The sequence below is a fragment of the Nocardioides sp. GCM10030259 genome (assembly GCF_042666375.1).
GTDB lineage: Bacteria > Actinomycetota > Actinomycetes > Propionibacteriales > Nocardioidaceae > Nocardioides.
In genome coordinates, this window is record NZ_JBHTDF010000009.1 from 94,193 (window position 1) to 111,226 (window position 17,034).

A 17,034-nucleotide genomic window follows, 5' to 3' on the forward strand; every position below is an offset into this window, starting at 1 on the left:
CCCGAACACTATCGGGGGTCATCCGGCGAACACCGCCACGGGCCGCGCGCGGCCTTCCTTCTGCTCGTAGAGCGCGAGGAACTCGCCGTCCGGCGCGAACACCGCCGAGAGGCCGGCCACCTCGACGTCGAGCGGCCGTCCCACCCGGACGTCGCCGGCCTGGCGGTCGTCGAGCTCGACGGCGGGGAACGCCGCCCGGGCGGCCGCCGCGATCGGCATCATCGTGAAGTCGTCGGCGAGCGCGTCGAGCGTATGGGCGTCGGCCAGGGAGTAGGGGCCGACGGCGGTACGCCGCAGCGCGGTCAGGTGTCCCCCGACGCCGAGCCGGGCGCCGAGGTCGCGGGCGATGGCGCGGATGTAGGTGCCGCTGGAGCAGCGCACCGACACGTCCAGCTCGTCGCCGCGCACGTCGGTCACCACCAGCTCGTGGACGGTCACCGGCCGCGCCTTCAGCTCGACCTCCTCGCCGTCGCGAACCCGCTGGTACGCGCGCTTGCCGTCCACCTTGATCGCGGACACCGCGGTCGGCACCTGCATCAGGTCACCGACGAACTCGGCGGCGGCGGACCGGATCCCGGCCTCGTCGAGACCGTCGGTCGCGACGGTCGCGGTGACCTCGCCCTCGGCGTCGTCGGTGCTGGTCGAGACGCCGAGGCGGATGGTCGCGTCGTACGCCTTCTCGGTCAGCATCAGGTGCCCGAGCAGGCGGGTGGCGCGGTTGACGCCGAGCACGAGCACGCCCGTCGCCATCGGGTCGAGCGTGCCGGCGTGCCCGACCTTGCGGGTGCCGGCCAGGCGCCGGACCCGGGACACGACGTCGTGCGACGTCATGCCACCGGGCTTGTCGACGACGACCAGGCCGGCCTCAGTCGTCATCCAGGTCGTCGTCCTCGTCGACCTCGCGCGGCTTCTTGTACGGGTCGGACTCACCGGCGTACGTCGCCCCGCGCTGCGCCGCGACCTCCTCGTCCTGCTGCCGCGCCCGCGCGAGCACCTCGTCGAGGTGCCGTGCGTTCTCGGGCAGCGCGTCGTGGATGAAGGTGATCGTCGGCGCGTGCCGCATGCCGAGCTGCTTGGCCACCTCGGAGCGGATCAGCCCCTTGGCCGACTCCAGCGCCGCGGCGGTGCTGTCGAGGGCCTTGCCGTCGCCGGTGTCGTCGAGGACCGTGTAGAAGACCGTGGCCTGCTGGCTGTCGCCGGAGACGCGGACGTCGGTGACGGTGACGAAGCCCAGCCGCGGATCCTTGATCCGGCGCTCCAGCATCTCCGCGACGATCACCTGGATCCGGTCGGCGATCTTGCGGACCCGTGGGTTGCTCATGTTCCTACTCTCTCAAACGGCGAGTCGGCGCCGGTTCACCCCGTGATGGGTGAACCAGCGCCGACTCGGCACTGTCACAGCATCAGCCGCGCGGGATCTCCCGCATCTCGAACGCCTCGACGACGTCGCCTTCCTTGATGTCCTGGAAGTTGCGCAGCACCAGACCGCACTCGAAGCCCTCGCGGACCTCGGACGCGTCGTCCTTCTCGCGCCGCAGCGACGCGAGGTCGAGGTTGTCGGCGACGACGGAGCCGTCGCGGATGACCCGGACCTTGGCGTTGCGGCGGATGACCCCGCTGGTGACCATGCAGCCGGCGATGTTGCCGATCTTCGACGAGCGGAAGATCGCGCGGATCTCCGCCTGGCCGAGGGTCTGCTCCTCGTACTCCGGCTTGAGCATGCCCTTGAGCGCGGCCTCGATCTCCTCGATGGCCTGGTAGATGACGGTGTAGTACCGGATCTCCACGCCCTCGCGGTCGGCCAGCTCCGTCGCCTTGCCCTGCGGGCGGACGTTGAAGCCGATGATGATCGCGTCGGAGGCAGCGGCCAGGTCGACGTTGGTCTCGGTGATGGCACCGACACCGCGGTCGATGACCCGGATGCCGACCTCGTCGCCGACGTCGATCTTCGCCAGCGCGTCCTCGAGGGCCTCGACCGAACCGGACACGTCGCCCTTCAGGATGAGGTTGAGCTCCTGGCTCTCGCCCTTCTCCATGGAGGCCATGAAGTCCTCGAGGGTACGACGCACGCGCCGCTTCGCCTGCATGGCGGCCCGCTCGCGGGCCTCCCGCTTCTCGGCGATCTGGCGCGCCATCCGGTCGTCCTCGACGACGATGAAGTTCTGGCCAGCGCCGGGGACGGCGCTGAGGCCCAGGACCATCGCCGGACGCGACGGACCGGCCTCCTCGAGCTCGTTGCCGAACTCGTCGAGCATCGCCCGCACGCGGCCGTGGGCCGGGCCGGCGACGATCGAGTCGCCGACGCGGAGCGTGCCGCGCTGGACCAGCACCGTGGCGACCGGACCGCGACCGCGGTCGAGGTGCGCCTCGATGACCAGACCCTGCGCCTCGCGGTCGGCGTTCGCCCGGAGGTCGAGCGACGCGTCGGCGGTGAGCACGATCGCCTCGAGCAGCTTGTCGAGGTTGAGCTCGGACTTGGCCGAGACGTCGACGAACATCGTGTCGCCGCCGTACTCCTCGGGCACCAGGCCGTACTCGGTCAGCTGGCCACGGACCTTGGTCGGGTCCGCCTCCGGCTTGTCGATCTTGTTGACCGCCACCACGATCGGGACGCCGGCCGCCTTGGCGTGGTTGAGCGCCTCGACGGTCTGCGGCATCACGCCGTCGTCGGCCGCGACCACGAGGACCGCGATGTCCGACGACTGCGAACCACGGGCACGCATGGCGGTGAACGCCTCGTGACCCGGGGTGTCGATGAAGGTGATGCGGCGGTCGTCGTCGTCGACCTCGGTGTGCACCTGGTAGGCACCGATGTGCTGCGTGATGCCACCGGCCTCGCCGGCGACGACGTTCGCGCTGCGGAGCGCGTCGAGCAGCTTGGTCTTTCCGTGGTCGACGTGACCCATGACGGTCACGACCGGCGGACGGGCCTCGAGGTCGTCCTCGTCGACGTCCTCGTCGTCACCGAACTCGATGTCGAACGACTCGAGCAGCTCGCGGTCCTCGTCCTCCGGGGACACGACCTGCACGACGTAGTTGAGCTCCTCGCCGAGCAGCTCGAGCGTCTCGTCGTTGACCGACTCGGTCGCGGTCACCATCTCACCGAGGCTGAACAGCATCTGCACCAGCGACGCGGCGTCGACGTTGATCTTCTCGGCGAAGTCGGTGAGCGAGGCGCCCCGCGGCAGGCGAACGGTCTCGCCGTTGCCCTTGCGGACGCGCACGCCGCCGATCGTCGGGGCCTCCATGGCCTCGAACTCCTGGCGACGCGCCCGCTTCGACTTGCGACCGCGACGCGACGGACCGCCGGGGCGACCGAACGCACCCTGGGTCTGGCCGCGCTGACCCGGACGGCCACCGCCGCCGGGGCGACCGCCGCCGGCCGGGCCGAAGCCACCGGGACGGGCCGGAGCACCGGCACCGGCGCCACCGCGACCCGGGGCGCCACCGCGGCCCGGGGCACCGCCGCGACCGGGCGCACCCGGTCGACCGGGACCACCGCTGCGGCCGCCCGGACCCTGGCCGAACGCGGCCGGGGACTTGGGCATCATCGCCGGGTTGGGGCGCGGCATGCCGGGGCGACCACCGGCGGCCGGCGGACGCGGCGGACGGTTGTCGCCGCCACCGGTCGCCGGGGCCGGACGCTCGCCGGGGGCGGGGCGACGGCCCATGCCCTGGCTGGACGCGAACGGGTTGTTGCCGGGCCGGGGCGCACCGGGGCGACCGACCGGACGCGGCGCCGGGGTCGGCGCCTTCGGGGCCTCCGTCGACGCAGCCGCGGCGGGAGCCTCGGGCTCGGCCGGCGGGGCCGGCGGCTCCTCGGCCTTCGGCGCGGGCTTCGGGCCCGGCTTGGGCGCGGCCTTCTTCGCCGGGGCCGGAGCGGCCTCCTCGACGGGGACGGCCGGTGCCTCGGCGGCGGGTGCCTCGGCAACGGGAGCCTCGGCGGCAGGGGCCTCGGCGGCGGGGGCCTCGGCGGCAGGAGCCTCAGCGGCAGCCTTCTTGGCCGGGGCCTTCTTCGCGGGGGCCTTCTCGGGCGCCGCGGCGGGGGCGGAGCCGTCGGCCATCTCGGCCTTCAGCTTGTCGCCGTACTCCTTGCGGAACCGCATCTCCGCGGGCAGCTCGACGGTCGAGCTCGCCGACTTGACGAACTCCCCCATCTCCTTGAACTTCTCGAGAACGAACTTGCTCTCGACTCCGAACTCCTTGGCGAGTTCGTGAACTCGGGTCTTAGCCACGCTTCTCCTTCTGGCCTCGAACCCGAATCCGGGGGGTAGATCGAGACCGTTAGTGGGTGTGCACGCTCATCGCGAAGTACTCATCGAGTGCTCATGAGCGGTTGCTCCAGTTCCTGTCGGTCAACGGTTGTCAGTCAGGCTGGGTCGAGGTGGTCACCCACCGGTGCGCTGGAAAGCCCGGTCGTGACCCGGAGGGCCCGGCCGAACGCCTTCCGGCGCACCGCGAGCTCGTAGCACTCGGTCGTGGGGTGCAGGTGCGCTCCGCGACCGGGTGTGGTGCCCTTCGGGTCCGGCACGACGGCCGGGTGGCCGTGCGCGTCCGAGCCGACGGTCACCCGCAACAACTCAGCCTTGGCGGCTCGTGTCCGGCACCCGACACAGGTCCGGACCGGGCCCGGGCATGCAGAAGAGATGTGTTCACTCGCCACTGACGACAACCCTACCGCGCACCGGCCACCTATTTCGAACCGGGGCACGCCGTCCTACGGTCCTGGCATGACCTTCTCGGAGGACTTCGCGGGACCGGACCTGGACCCTGCCAGGTGGTTGACGTCGTACCTGCCGGTCTGGAGCTCGACCGCGGACACCGCCGCGACGTACGTCGTGGAGAACGGCCAGCTCCGGCTGTTCATTCCTCCGGACCAGGGGCTGTGGTGCGCGGTCGACCACGAGCCGCCGCTGCGGGTGTCCGCCATCCAGTCCGGTGCCTACTCCGGCGCGGTCGGGAGCACGCGCGGCCAGCAGCGCTTCCGCGAGGGGCAGCTCGTGCTCGAGGAGCAGCCCCGCTTCGAGGGCTGGCTGACCTCGGGCGGCCGGGTCGAGATCCGGTGTGCGATGACGATCTCGCCGCGGTCGATGGCGGCGCTGTGGCTGGCCGGGTTCGAGGACGACCCGGAGCAGGTGCAGTGCGGCGAGCTCTGCGTGGTCGAGGTGTTCGGCAAGGACCTCACCCCGGAGTCGGCCGAGGTGGGCGTCGGCATCAAAGCGTTCCGCGACCCGGCGCTGCGGCAGGACTTCGCGGCGCCGCGGGTGCCGATCGACGTGGCCGACTTCCACACCTACGCGGTCGAGTGGGACGCGCAGGAGGCGGTGTTCACGGTCGACGACGAGGAGGTACGCCGGTGCGCCGCGCCGCCGACGTACCCGATGCAGGCGATGGTCGGCGTCTTCGACTTCCCCGACTGGTCGAACGGGGACGACGACCACCTGGTGCCGGCGCTGACCGTCGACTGGATCAGGGGGCGGAACGCGGGGTAAAAGCCGCTAGGGTGCGACCCGTGCTCGCGAGTGTGCTGGCGCCGGCCGTCCGGCGGTTGGTGTACCCGAGCCGCGAGACCCGGATCCCGGCGAGCGAGACCGACTACGGGCTGGCGGTCCCGGGCGCGCAGCTGCGCGGCTGGGTGGTCAACCCCGGCCAGGTGCGCGCACTCGTCTACTTCGGCGGCAACGGCGAGCCGCTGGACTGGCTGCGGCCGGTGCTGGCCGACCGGTTCCCCGACCACACGAGCTACCTGATCGCCTATCGCGGGTACGGCGCGAGCGACGGCCGCCCCAGCCAGCGCGTCCTCACCTCCGACGCGCTGACGCTGGTCGACCACGTCTCCGCCCGGCACGCGGACGCGCCCGTCGACGTGATCGGCCGCAGCCTCGGCGCCGCGGTCGCGATGCAGGTCGCCGCCCACCGCCCGGTCGAGCGGCTGGTGCTGGTCACGCCGTTCGACAGCCTCGCCGCGACGGCCGGCGACCTCTTTCCCCGCCTGCCGGTCGCGCGGCTGATCCGGGACCGCTGGGACTCGACGGCCGTGGCCGGGTGGGTCTCCGCCGAGGTCCTGGTGCTTCGGGCCGGGCGGGACGAGGTGGTCCGCCCGCCCCGCACCGACGCCCTGCTGGCGGCGCTGCGACCCGACACCACCGTCATCGACTTCCCCGACGCCGACCACGCCACGGTGGCCGAGGAGCCGGCGTACTGGACGGCGGTCGAGAAGTTCCTCAGCTCCTGACGTTCAGCCTTCGTCGCCCGGTTCGTCCGACCGGATGTCGATCCGCCACCCGGTGAGGCGGGCGGCGAGGCGGGCGTTCTGGCCCTCCTTGCCGATCGCCAGCGAGAGCTGGAAGTCGGGGACGACGACGCGGGCCGAGCGGGCCTCGGCGTCGAGCACCTCGACCGAGGTCACGCGCGCGGGCGAGAGCGCGTGGGCGACGAGCTCGGCGGGGTCCTCGGACCAGTCCACGATGTCGATCTTCTCGCCGTGGAGCTCCGACATGACGTTGCGCACCCGCGAGCCCATCGGGCCGATGCAGGCGCCCTTGGCGTTGACGCCGGAGGCCGTCGACCGGACCGCGATCTTGGTGCGGTGCCCGGCCTCGCGGGCGATCGCGGCGATCTCGACGGTGCCGTCGGCGATCTCAGGGACCTCGAGCGCGAAGAGCTTCTTGACCAGGTTGGGGTGCGAGCGCGACAGCGTGACCTGGGGCCCGCGCATGCCCTTGCGGACCGAGACCACCAGGCACTTGATGCGGGTGCCGTGGTCGTAGCGCTCGCCGGGCACGCGCTCGCCGACGGGCAGCAGCGCCTCGAGCTTGCCGAGGTCGACCATCACGTCGTCGGGGTTGCGACCCTGCTGGATGATCCCCGAGATGATGTCGCCCTCCTTGCCGGAGAACTCGCCGAAGCGGATGTCGTCCTCGGCGTCGCGCAGGCGCTGGAGCATGATCTGCTTCGCGGTCGTGGCAGCGATCCGGCCGAAGCCCTCCGGGGTGTCGTCGTACTCCCCCACCACGGTGCCCTCGTCGTCGACCTCGGACGCGAGGACCGTGACGTGGCCGGTCTTGCGGTCGAGGGAGACCCGCGCCTTCTCCTGGGCGCCGGGCGTCTTGTGGTACGCCGTGAGGAGCGCCTGCTCGATGGCCTCCACCAGCACCTCGAAGGAGATCTCCTTCTCCCGCTCGAGCATGCGCAGGATGCTCATGTCGATGTCCATCAGGCCTCCTCGCCGCCGTCGCCGTCGCCGTCGCGACGGTTGAACTCCACCTGCACCAGCGCCTTCTTCACCTCGGCGTACGCGACCTCCTGCTTCGTGCCGCTGACCTCGAGCGTCACGGCGTCGTCGGTCGAGTCGATGATCCGGCCGGTGGCGGCCTTGCCGTCGGCGAACGTGACCTTCACCAGCCGGCCGGCGTTGCGTCGCCAGTGGCGCGGCAGGACGAGCGGACGATCGACCCCGCGTGAGGTGACCTCGAGCGTGTAGGGCTGCTCGCCCATCACTTCGGACCCGTCGAGCACGCGGTTGACCTCGCGGGTCGCGTCGGCGACCTCGTCGAGCGTCACGCCGCCGTCCTTGTCGACGGCGACCCGCAGGATCCGGCGCTTGCCGGCCGGGGTGATCTCGACGGCCTCGATGTCGAGGCCCAGGGCACGCAGGGGGTCGTCGAGCTCAGCCTCGATCCGGGCCCTGATGGCGTCCTGGTTGGCGCTGCTCACGGGTGGGCGACCTCCTTGTGCTGTTGTTGATCGTCAACCATAGCGGCTCCGGGGTGTGCCGACGGCAAGGGCGGTCGTCGTCTAGGGTCGGCGCCGTGCCCGACGCCTCACGCCTCTCCCGACGCGCCCTCCTGGCCGTCGGCGCCGGCGGCGTGCTCGCGGCTTCGGCGTGCGGTCAGGACGGCGCCGCGCCGCCGGTTCCGGCCACCGACGGGGACCCCGACGAGGTGCTCGTCGACGAGGTCGTCGCGCAGGTCACCGCGACCGCCGCCCTCACCGGCCGGGAGCCGGCCCTGACCGAGATGCACACCGCCCACCTGGCCGCCCTGGAGGCCGAGGCGCCGACCGCTGCGGCGGCCTCGCGCAAGCAGCTCCGCCGGGCCGAACGGGACCTCCAGGAGTTCCTGGTCGACGCCGCGATGCGTGCGGAGAGCGGACCGCTCGCCCGGCTGCTCGCGTCCATGTCGGCCTCGGTCGCCCAGCACCTGGCCGCCCTCCCCGGGGAGCAGGCATGAGCGAGATCGACGCCAAGCAGACGACACTGGCCGCGGAGCACGCCGCGGTCTTCGTGCTGGGCACCCTCGGCGGTCGTACGTCGCGGAGCGCGACGCCGGCGCTGTACGACGCGGTCTCCGCGGCGTACGCCGCCCATCGCGCGCGCCGCGACCAGCTCACCGCCGAGATCGCCGAGGCGGGGACCGATCCGGTCGCCGCCGAGCCGGCGTACGACGTGCCGCCGGGCGCCGACCGTGCAGATCGGATCGCGCGGGTCGCGCTGGACACCGAGCGGGCGTGCGCCACGACGTACGCCTGGCTGGTCGCGAACAGCGTCGACGACACGAGGCGGTGGGCGATCCGGGCCCTGAACGAGACAGCGGTCCGCGAACTCGCCTTCCGGGGAACTCCCGAGATGTTCCCCGGAGCCGGCGAGCACGCGGACCGCTGAGGCCTGGACTGGCCCGCGAGCGAGGTTCCGCCGGGATGTGGGGGGACTGGCGGCCCCTCGCTCTTGCAAAAGCATGCAACAGGCCGCCCGAGAATCGCGATAGGGCGCGAACCTCACGTTTGTGCATTGCACAAACGTGCAGTTCCGGCCCTTGTCAGGCCCCCGGAATCAGGCCCAGCTCTCGAGCACGTCAGGGATCTCCGCGAGGCGGTGCACGACCGCGTCGGGAGCGCCCTCCGTGTGGCCGACCTGGTTGGCCGGGATCGCGCTGAGCGGGATGTGGATCGCCCGCATGCCGGCGTTGTGGGCACCCCACACGTCGTCGAAGAGGCGGTCGCCGACGTAGACGCAGCGGGCCGGGTCGCTGACGCCCACGGCGTCCATCGCGGCGCGGAAGGCGTGCGGCGACGGCTTCGTCCACGGGATCTCGCTGGTATAGACGTCGGCGTCGATCAGGTGGTGCACGCCGTCGCGCCGGAAGAAGTCCTCGTGCCAGGCTCGCGGCCAGATCGTGTTGGAGAGCACGCCGACCCTCACGCCGCCGGCGCGCAGCTGCTCCCACAACGGGGCGACGTCCGGGTCGGTCGCGGTGTGCGGCTCCCAGAACTCGCGGTAGGCCGTGAGCAGGTCGGGGTCGTGGTCGAGCCCGGCCTCGGTGAAGACGTCGGCGACCGTCGCGCTCCGCTGGTGGTCGCGGGAGCGGCCCCAGATGGCGTTCGCGGCGTCCCGCAGGCGGGCGGCGTGGTCGTCCCCGGCGATCCGCACGGCCAGCGCGAGCGCGGTGGCCTCGGCCTCGAAGTCGATGTCGTGCCAGGGGGTGAGCGTGCCGCCCCAGTCGAAGATGACGGCGTCGATCGCGGACATGGGGATCAACCTAGGACCGGGCACCCCCACCGACGAAAGCCGTGATCTCGTCGGCCAGCAGCTCGGGCTGGTCCAGCGCGACGAAGGTCCGCGCGTCGGGCACCTCGCGCAGCCGGGCGTCCGGGAACGCCTCGACCAGCCGGTGCGCGAGCGAGATCCGGAAGAACCGGTCCGCCGGCGCCCAGCACAGCAGCACCGGACGGGTGAACCCGCGCAGGCGGGTCCCGACGTCGGCGAGGTCCTGCTTCGACCAGCCCCGCGCGAACGTCGCCACGTCGCGACGTACGCCGGCGTCGGTGAGGTACGGCGTGACCCACGGCAGCGTCTCCTCGGGCCGCAGGCGGCGTCGCACGAGCGGGCCGAAGCCGAGCGGGCCGTTGCGGAGCGCGGCCGGTCGCATGCTCTGCAGCACGAGCCGAGCCACCCCCGGCCGGCGCCCGAGCCGGAAGAGCAGGTCGAACGGGAACGGCGGGAAGACCTCGAAGGCATCGCAGTTGGTGAGCACGAGCCGGGCGACGAGCGAGGCGTCCTCGTCGATGACGAACTGGCAGACGGCTCCCCCCGTGTCGTTGCCGACCAGGGTCACCTCGGTCAACTCGAGAGCCTGGAGCAAGGACAGCACCACCCGGGCGACACCGCGCGGCGACAGGTCGGCGCCCGCGCGCATCGACTCGGCGTGCGAGCCGAGCGGCCAGGTCGGGGCGATGGCCCGCAGGCCGGCCGCACCGACCCGCTCCGGGACGTCCGCCCAGAGTGCGTCGTCAACGAGGAACCCGTGCACGAACACCACGACGGGCCCGTCCGGCGGTCCCGACTCGCGGTAGTGCACCCGTCCGGCCGGCAGGTCGACGCTGCGTCGTTCCATGGCCCGATCCTCGCGGACCGCGCGCGGGACCGTCGACCTACCCGGGTCGGAAGATCAGGAGCGCACCAGCCGTACGACGTGGTCGACGACGTGGTTGGCGGCGACGTCCTCGCGGTCGCCGCTGGCGCGGTCCTTGACCTCGATCGTGCCGTCGGCGAGGCCCTTGCCGACCACGACGATCGTCGGGACGCCGAGCAGCTCGGCGTCCTTGAACTTCACGCCGGGGCTGACCTTCGGGCGGTCGTCGTAGAGGACCTCGACGCCGCGCGACGCGAGCTCGTGGGCCACTCGCTCGGCGGCGGCGAAGACCTGCTCGTCCTTGCCGGTGGCGACGAGGTGCACGTCGGCGGGCGCGACCTCGCGCGGCCAGGACAGGCCCAGCTCGTCGTAAGTGCCCTCCGCGATCGCGGCGACGGCCCTCGACGGACCGATGCCGTACGAGCCCATGGTGACCGTGACCAGCTTGCCGTTCTCGTCGAGCACCTTGAGGTCGAGCGCGTCGGCGTACTTCCGGCCGAGCTGGAAGATGTGGCCCATCTCGATGCCGCGAGCGGTCTCGAGGACGCCGCCGTCGCCGCGAGGACAGGGGTCGCCGTCCCGGACCTCGGCCACCTCGATCACGCCGTCGCCCGAGAAGTCGCGGCCGGCGACCAGGTCGATGACGTGGCTGCCCGGCGTGTCGGCGCCGGTCACCCAGCGGGTGCCCTCGACGACACGCGGGTCGAGCAGGTAGCGGATCCCCGCGGGCTTCTTCTCGCCGAGCGCGCCCGGGCCGATGTAGCCCTTCGCGAGCGTGGGGCGTGCCTTGAAGTCCTCGTCGCCGAACGGCTCGAAGTCGACGCCCTCGCCGAGCGCGGCCTCGAGGCGCTTGGCGTCGACCTCGCGGTCGCCCGGGAGGCCGATGGCGATCGCCTCGGTCTCCCCGTCGGGGTAGCGGATCGAGAAGACGACGTTCTTGAGGGTGTCCGCGGCCGTCCAGGGGCGGTCGTCGCGGGGGAACCTCTCGTTGAGGTGGTCGACCAGCGTGTCGATCGTCGGCGTGTCGGGGGTGTCCTCCGCGTGGGCGGCGGGCGTGCCGTCGTACGAGATCGGCGCGACCGGCGGCGAGTGGACGGCCTCGACGTTCGCGGCGTAGTCGCACAGCGAGCAGCGGACGTAGGTGTCCTCACCGACGGTGGCCCTCGCGAGGAACTCCTCGGACTTCGAGCCGCCCATGGCGCCCGACATGGCCTCGACGATGACGTACTCGAAGCCGAGCCGGTCGAAGATCCGGATGTAGGCGTCGCGGTGCTTCTGGTAGCTGGCGTCGAGGCCGGCGTCGTCGACGTCGAAGGAGTAGCTGTCCTTCATCACGAACTCGCGGCCGCGCAGCAGGCCGGCGCGCGGCCGCGCCTCGTCGCGGTACTTGGTCTGGATCTGGTAGATCGTGAGCGGCAGGTCCTTGTAGGAGCTGTAGAGGTCCTTGACCACGAGGGTGAACATCTCCTCGTGGGTCGGGCCCAGCAGGTAGTCGACGCCCTTGCGGTCCTGGAGGCGGAAGATGTTGTCGCCGTACTCCGTCCACCGGTTGGTCGCCTCGTAGGGCTCGCGCGGCAGCAGCGCCGGGAAGCTCAGCTCCTGGCCGCCGATCGCGTCCATCTCCTCGCGGATGATGTTCTCGATCTTGCGCAGCACCTTCAGCCCCAGTGGCAGCCAGGTGTAGATGCCGGGCGCCGCGCGGCGGATGTAGCCGGCCCGGACGAGCAGCCGGTGCGACGGCACCTCGGCGTCCGCCGGGTCCTCCCGCAGGGTCCGCACGAACAGGCTCGACATCCGCATGATCATGGCGAGAAGGCTACTTGTGGGCTCTCCGCGACTGCGAACCAGTAAGCCCCGCGAGCTGTAACGGGGTGTTGTGACATCTACTGACCCGTCACAACGGGGTGGAAGATGCAACAACACCCCGTTACAGCATGGTGTGGACGACCTCAGAACATGACGGTCGCGAAACGCGCGGTCTCGCGGAAGCCGACCTTCTCGTAGACGGCCCGGGCGGAGGCGTTCCAGTCGTTGACGTAGAGCGACACGACCGGCGCGACGTCGCGCCGTACGAGCTGCACGACGGCGGCCATGCCGGCGGTCGCGAGGCCCTGGCCGCGGAACTCCGGCGGCACGAAGACGCCCTGCACCTGGGCGGCGTACGGCGTCGCGCACGCGACCTCGGCCTTGAAGAGCAGCCGCCCGGAGTCGTCGAAGCGGGCGTAGGACCAGCCGCGGCTGACCAGCTGGGCGACCCGGGCCCGGTAGAGCTCGGCACCGCCGCCCCACTCCGGGGAGACGCCGACCTCCTCGGTGTACATCGCCACGCACGCGGGGTAGAGCGCGTCCATGTCCGACCTCGCCGTACGGCGTACGCCCGGGTCGACCGGGACGAGGGGCGCCGACGAGATCTCGAGGTGGGGCTGCTCCCAGCGCGCCTCGCGCGGCGGGCCCCAGCTGCCGGCGACGCCGTTCCAGAAGGCGCGGACCGGCTCCTGCGGGCCGACGATCGTGGTGACGGTCCGGCCGCGAGCGAGAGCGCGCTCGGCGAAGGCCGCGGCGTCGTCGGCCGTGGCGCCGACCGGCACCAGGTTCGCGCCGACGTGGCAGGCGGCCGTGAGCTCACCGGCCTCGAAGCGGCCCCACATCTCGCCCCCGAGCCAGCGCGGCTCGAGGTTGGTGGTGGTCGCGCGGTAGTCGGCGAAGACGTTCACGACCGGGTCCCGGCGCGCGAGGGCCAGGAAGGCGTCGAGGTCCGCAGCACCGAGGGGTCGGACGCCGTGGCGGGTCGTGAGCACGGCGGCAGCCTAGATCACCCGGTCGCCTCGTGACGCGTCCCGGATCTCGGGAGCTCAGGGACGCGGCGTTCGGCGCGTGACCAGGAGCGCCACGACGCCGACGACGACCAGGGCAGCCGCCAGGGCGAGGAAGGCCACCGCCAGCAGCATCGCCATCAGGAGACCGTCACGGTGGCGCCTGCGCCGTCGACGGACTCCATGCCCTCGGCGATCCGCATGGCCTCCTCGATCAGGGTCTCGACGATCTGGGACTCCGGCACGGTCTTGATGACCTCGCCCTTGACGAAGATCTGACCCTTGCCGTTGCCGGACGCGACGCCGAGGTCGGCCTCGCGTGCCTCGCCCGGGCCGTTGACGACGCAGCCCATGACCGCGACCCGCAGCGGCACCTCCATGCCCTCGAGCCCGGCGGTCACCTCGTCGGCGAGCTTGTAGACGTCGACCTGGGCCCGGCCGCAGGACGGGCAGGAGACGATCTCGAGCCGACGCGGGCGGAGGTTGAGCGACTCCAGGATCTGGAGGCCGACCTTGACCTCCTCGACCGGCGGCGCCGACAGCGAGACCCGGATGGTGTCGCCGATGCCCCGCGAGAGGAGGGCGCCGAACGCCGTCGCCGACTTGATCGTGCCCTGGAACGCCGGGCCGGCCTCGGTCACGCCGAGGTGCAGCGGCCAGTCGCCGGCCTCGGCGAGCAGCTCGTAGGCGCGCACCATGACGACCGGGTCGTTGTGCTTCACCGAGATCTTGAAGTCGTGGAAGTCGTGCTCCTCGAAGAGGCTCGCCTCCCACACGGCCGACTCGACGAGCGCCTCGGGCGTGGCCTTGCCGTACTTCTCCAGCAGCCGCTTGTCGAGCGACCCGGCGTTGACGCCGATCCGGATCGACGTGCCGCGGTCCTTCGCCGCGCGGGCGATCTCCTTGACCTGGTCGTCGAACCTCTTGATGTTGCCGGGGTTGACACGTACGGCGGCGCAGCCGGCGTCGATCGCGGCGAAGACGTACTTCGGCTGGAAGTGGATGTCGGCGATGACCGGGATCTGGGAGTGCTGGGCGATCTCGGGGAGCGCCTCGGCGTCGTCCTGGCTCGGGCAGGCGACCCGCACGATGTCGCAGCCGGAGGCCGTGAGCTCGGCGATCTGCTGGAGGGTGCGGTTGACGTCGGCGGTGACCGTCGTGGTCATCGACTGCACGGAGATCGGGTGGTCGCTGCCGACGCCGACCTTGCCCACCTGGATCTGGCGGGTCTTGCGGCGGGGCGCGAGCACCGGCGGCGGCGCCGCGGGCATGCCCAGGCTGATCTCGGTCATGACTCGATCCTAGGTGTCGGCGACTACGTGAGCCGAACGGGGACGACCAGGTCCCCGACGATCAGCACGACGCCCATGACGAGCAGCACACTGGCCACGCAGTACGCGATCGGCAGCAGCCGGGCGACGTCGACGTACCCGGGGTCCGGGCGTCCACGCAGCCGCGCCAGCCCGCGTCGGATCGCCTCCCACAGGGCTCCGGCGATGTGGCCGCCGTCGAGGGGCAGCAGCGGGATGAAGTTGAACATGCCGATGAAGAAGTTGAAGCCCGCGATCAGCATCAGCAGGAAGACGGTCTTCTCCTTGACCGGGAACGCCTCGTGGGAGACCGTCTCGCCGGCGATCCGGCCGCCGCCGACGATGCTGACCGGGCCGTTGGGGTCGCGCTCCTCGAGGCCGACGATCGCCTCGCCGACGTCCCACACCTTCAGTGGGAGGGTGGCGAGGGCGGCCACGGTGTCCTTGGTCATCCGGCCCATCTGCTCGATCGTGTAGATCGGCCCGCCGGTGTTGAACCCGTCAGGAGTGGGGCTGACGCCCAGGAACCCGACCTGGGTGAGCTTCTCGTCGGTCGGCGACGTCGGTCGCGCGGTCACGGTCGTGTTGGTGGTCAGCGTGAGCTCGCGACCGTCGCGCTCGACCACGACCGTCGCGGCTCCGTCGTCGTTGGCGCGGATCTCCGTCTGGAGCGCCTCCCACGTCGTGAAGCCGACGCCGTTGAACGAGACGATCCGGTCGCCCTCCTCGATGCCGGCGGCCTTCGCCGGGGCGACCGGGTCGCTCGGCCGGCAGGCCCGGTCGGCCTCGGTGGCGGGGAGCACGCAGTCGACGACCGTGCTGACGACGGGGGTGTAGGGCTTCGGGTCGCTCAGGTTGCCGTACGTCGCGTACACCCCGGCGAAGATCAGGAACGCGATGGCGATGTTGACCGTCGGCCCGCCGGCCATCACGACGACCTTCTTCCACCACGTCATCTTGTAGAAGAGCCGGTCGGAGTCCTCGGGCCCGATCGTCTCCCACTCCGCGGCGCGGGCGTCGGAGATCAGCTGCGTGAATAGGCCGGTGTTGGACTTGCGCACCCGCACGACCTGGTTGCCGTCGGCGTCGACCGAGACCTCGTCGGCGAGCTGCGCCGCGCCCGGCGGCAGCATCCCGACGATCTTGACGTAGCCGCCGAGCGGGATCGCCTTCACGCCGTACTCGGTCTCACCGACGCGCTTGCTCCAGACGGTGGGACCGAAGCCGACGAAGTACTGCGTGACCTTCCCGCCGAACTTCTTCGCGGGGATCATGTGCCCGAGCTCGTGCAGGCCGATCGAGACCAGGATGGCGACCGCGAAGATCACCACGCCGAGCAGGTAGTACAGAGCGTCCACTAACGTCCCTCGATCAGCTGACGGGCCTCGTCGCGGGCCCACGTGTCGGCGGCGAGGATGTCCTCGATGCCCACCTCAGAGGGTACGTCGTGGCGGCTGAGAACGGCCTGAACCGTGGGGACGATCCCGGTGAAGTCGAGCCGCCCCGTGCGGAAGGCGTCGACGCACTCCTCGTTGGCGGCGTTGTAGACGGCGGGCGCCGTGCCGCCCCGCTCCCCCGCCGCCCGGGCCAGCGCGACGGCCGGGAACGCCTCGTCGTCGAGCGGGAAGAACTCCCACGTCTCCTGGCGCGTCCAGTCCACGGGCGGCGCGGCGTCCGGCACCCGGTCGGGCCAGGCCAGGCCGAGCGCGATCGGGATCAGCATCGTCGGCGGGCTCGCCTGCACCAGCGTCGAGCCGTCGACGAACTCCACCATCGAGTGCACGACGCTCGTCGGGTGCACCACGACCTCGATCCGGTCGAAGGGGATGCCGAAGAGCAGGTGCGCCTCGATCACCTCGAGGCCCTTGTTGACCAGGGTCGCGGAGTTGATGGTGACGACGGGACCCATGTCCCAGGTCGGGTGCGCGAGTGCTTCCTCGACCGTCACGTCCGCGAGCTCATCGCGGCTGCGGCCGCGGAACGGCCCGCCGCTCGCGGTCAGCACGAGGCGGCGTACCTCGTCGGCGGTCCCGCCACGCAGGCACTGCGCGAGGGCGCTGTGCTCGGAGTCGACGGGCACGATCTGGCCCGGCTTGGCCCGGTCGAGCACCAGCGGCCCGCCCATGATCAGGGACTCCTTGTTGGCGAGCGCGAGCGTGTTGCCCGCGTCGAGCGCGGCCAGCGTGGGGCGGAGGCCGACGGCTCCGGTGATGCCGTTGAGCACGACGTCGCAGGCCTGCCCCGCGGCCTCGACGGAGGCCTCCTCGCCGAGGCCGGAGTACGCCGGCGCGAACTCCTCGACCTGCGCGTCGAAGAGCTCCGGGTTCGAGCCGCCGGCCGTCAACGCGACCACCCGGAACCGGTCCGGGTTGGCGCGCACGATCTCGAGGGCCTGGGTGCCGATCGAGCCGGTGCTGCCGAGGATGACCACGTCTCTCACGTCCTCAGTGTCGCGCACCTCGACGGTGTGGACCGCATCCACCGATCGCAACCCTAGGTTGC

General features: G+C 71.7%; 17 protein-coding genes. 4 read left to right on the forward strand and 13 right to left on the reverse strand.

The window, feature by feature from the left end; genetic code table 11:
• Positions 1 to 18: 18 nt before the first annotated feature.
• From truB to ACFQQI_RS11475, 4 genes are all read right to left on the reverse strand, one after another.
• Positions 19 to 876, reverse strand: coding sequence for a tRNA pseudouridine(55) synthase TruB (truB, locus tag ACFQQI_RS11460; protein ID WP_378562640.1), 858 nt, complete (start codon positions 874 to 876; stop codon positions 19 to 21).
• Entirely contained in the window at positions 866 to 1,321 is a 456-nt protein-coding gene (gene rbfA, locus ACFQQI_RS11465) for a 30S ribosome-binding factor RbfA (RefSeq protein ID WP_378562643.1), read from the reverse strand. Before rbfA ends, truB begins: the two co-directional genes overlap by 11 nt.
• 82 nt (positions 1,322 to 1,403) lie before the next feature.
• Complete coding sequence (gene infB, locus ACFQQI_RS11470) at positions 1,404 to 4,235, reverse strand: translation initiation factor IF-2 (RefSeq protein ID WP_378562646.1); 2,832 nt, start codon at positions 4,233 to 4,235, stop codon at positions 1,404 to 1,406.
• Between the two features lie 134 nt (positions 4,236 to 4,369).
• Complete coding sequence (locus tag ACFQQI_RS11475) at positions 4,370 to 4,711, reverse strand: YlxR family protein (protein WP_378562649.1); 342 nt, start codon at positions 4,709 to 4,711, stop codon at positions 4,370 to 4,372.
• A 19-nt stretch (positions 4,712 to 4,730) separates the two neighbouring features.
• Here ACFQQI_RS11475 and ACFQQI_RS11480 point away from each other — a divergent pair, with 19 nt between their 5' ends.
• Both ACFQQI_RS11480 and ACFQQI_RS11485 read left to right on the forward strand, forming a co-directional pair.
• Positions 4,731 to 5,492 (forward strand): glycoside hydrolase family 16 protein, encoded by a 762-nt coding sequence (locus tag ACFQQI_RS11480; RefSeq protein WP_378562652.1) that lies wholly within the window; start codon positions 4,731 to 4,733, stop codon positions 5,490 to 5,492.
• Between the two features lie 20 nt (positions 5,493 to 5,512).
• Positions 5,513 to 6,235, forward strand: a complete 723-nt coding sequence (locus ACFQQI_RS11485) for an alpha/beta hydrolase (RefSeq protein ID WP_378562655.1) — start codon at positions 5,513 to 5,515, stop codon at positions 6,233 to 6,235.
• Positions 6,236 to 6,238: 3 nt separating this feature from the next.
• Here the strand turns inward: ACFQQI_RS11485 and nusA are convergent, their stop codons facing one another.
• The gene (gene nusA / locus ACFQQI_RS11490; protein ID WP_378562658.1) at positions 6,239 to 7,216 is read right to left on the reverse strand and encodes a transcription termination factor NusA; all 978 of its coding nucleotides are present in this window, start codon (positions 7,214 to 7,216) and stop codon (positions 6,239 to 6,241) included.
• A complete protein-coding gene (gene rimP, locus ACFQQI_RS11495; protein ID WP_378562661.1) occupies positions 7,216 to 7,716 on the reverse strand; it encodes a ribosome maturation factor RimP in 501 nt (166 codons plus the stop codon). Before rimP ends, nusA begins: the two co-directional genes overlap by 1 nt.
• 95 nt (positions 7,717 to 7,811) lie before the next feature.
• Here rimP and ACFQQI_RS11500 point away from each other — a divergent pair, with 95 nt between their 5' ends.
• Positions 7,812 to 8,231, forward strand: coding sequence for a hypothetical protein (locus ACFQQI_RS11500; protein WP_378562664.1), 420 nt, complete (start codon positions 7,812 to 7,814; stop codon positions 8,229 to 8,231).
• The gene (locus ACFQQI_RS11505) at positions 8,228 to 8,662 is read left to right on the forward strand and encodes a DUF4439 domain-containing protein (protein ID WP_378562667.1); all 435 of its coding nucleotides are present in this window, start codon (positions 8,228 to 8,230) and stop codon (positions 8,660 to 8,662) included. The genes ACFQQI_RS11500 and ACFQQI_RS11505 overlap by 4 nt, the downstream gene beginning before the upstream one ends.
• Positions 8,663 to 8,830: 168 nt before the next feature.
• On the opposite strand, the gene ACFQQI_RS11510 is transcribed toward ACFQQI_RS11505, so the two are convergent.
• The 7 genes from ACFQQI_RS11510 to ACFQQI_RS11540 form a co-directional block, all read right to left on the reverse strand.
• A complete protein-coding gene (locus tag ACFQQI_RS11510) occupies positions 8,831 to 9,526 on the reverse strand; it encodes an HAD family hydrolase (protein ID WP_378562670.1) in 696 nt (231 codons plus the stop codon).
• Positions 9,527 to 9,536: 10 nt separating this feature from the next.
• On the reverse strand, positions 9,537 to 10,391 hold the full coding sequence (locus ACFQQI_RS11515) for an alpha/beta fold hydrolase (protein ID WP_378562675.1): 855 nt from the start codon (positions 10,389 to 10,391) through the stop codon (positions 9,537 to 9,539).
• A 54-nt stretch (positions 10,392 to 10,445) separates the two neighbouring features.
• Positions 10,446 to 12,215 carry a proline--tRNA ligase gene (locus tag ACFQQI_RS11520; RefSeq protein WP_378562680.1) on the reverse strand — a complete coding sequence of 590 codons (1,770 nt, stop codon included), beginning with the start codon at positions 12,213 to 12,215 and terminating at the stop codon, positions 10,446 to 10,448.
• Positions 12,216 to 12,358: 143 nt separating this feature from the next.
• Entirely contained in the window at positions 12,359 to 13,207 is an 849-nt protein-coding gene (locus tag ACFQQI_RS11525; protein ID WP_378562687.1) for a GNAT family N-acetyltransferase, read from the reverse strand.
• Between the two features lie 155 nt (positions 13,208 to 13,362).
• Positions 13,363 to 14,514, reverse strand: coding sequence for a flavodoxin-dependent (E)-4-hydroxy-3-methylbut-2-enyl-diphosphate synthase (gene ispG, locus ACFQQI_RS11530; protein ID WP_378562692.1), 1,152 nt, complete (start codon positions 14,512 to 14,514; stop codon positions 13,363 to 13,365).
• 23 nt (positions 14,515 to 14,537) lie between these two features.
• A complete protein-coding gene (locus ACFQQI_RS11535) occupies positions 14,538 to 15,890 on the reverse strand; it encodes a M50 family metallopeptidase (RefSeq protein ID WP_378562697.1) in 1,353 nt (450 codons plus the stop codon).
• On the reverse strand, positions 15,890 to 16,972 hold the full coding sequence (locus tag ACFQQI_RS11540; protein WP_378562700.1) for a 1-deoxy-D-xylulose-5-phosphate reductoisomerase: 1,083 nt from the start codon (positions 16,970 to 16,972) through the stop codon (positions 15,890 to 15,892). The genes ACFQQI_RS11535 and ACFQQI_RS11540 overlap by 1 nt, the downstream gene beginning before the upstream one ends.
• Positions 16,973 to 17,034 lie beyond the last annotated feature (62 nt).

Coding starts and splice junctions, on each gene's coding strand:
- ACFQQI_RS11480 (WP_378562652.1), top strand. CDS start 4,731: ATGACCTTCTCGGAGGACTTCGCGGGACCGGACCTGGACCCTGCCAGG.
- ACFQQI_RS11505 (WP_378562667.1), top strand. CDS start 8,228: ATGAGCGAGATCGACGCCAAGCAGACGACACTGGCCGCGGAGCACGCC.
- ACFQQI_RS11510 (WP_378562670.1), bottom strand. CDS start 9,526: ATGTCCGCGATCGACGCCGTCATCTTCGACTGGGGCGGCACGCTCACC.
- truB (WP_378562640.1), bottom strand. CDS start 876: ATGACGACTGAGGCCGGCCTGGTCGTCGTCGACAAGCCCGGTGGCATG.
- nusA (WP_378562658.1), bottom strand. CDS start 7,216: ATGGACATCGACATGAGCATCCTGCGCATGCTCGAGCGGGAGAAGGAG.
- ACFQQI_RS11520 (WP_378562680.1), bottom strand. CDS start 12,215: ATGATCATGCGGATGTCGAGCCTGTTCGTGCGGACCCTGCGGGAGGAC.
- rbfA (WP_378562643.1), bottom strand. CDS start 1,321: ATGAGCAACCCACGGGTCCGCAAGATCGCCGACCGGATCCAGGTGATC.
- ispG (WP_378562692.1), bottom strand. CDS start 14,514: ATGACCGAGATCAGCCTGGGCATGCCCGCGGCGCCGCCGCCGGTGCTC.
- ACFQQI_RS11515 (WP_378562675.1), bottom strand. CDS start 10,391: ATGGAACGACGCAGCGTCGACCTGCCGGCCGGACGGGTGCACTACCGC.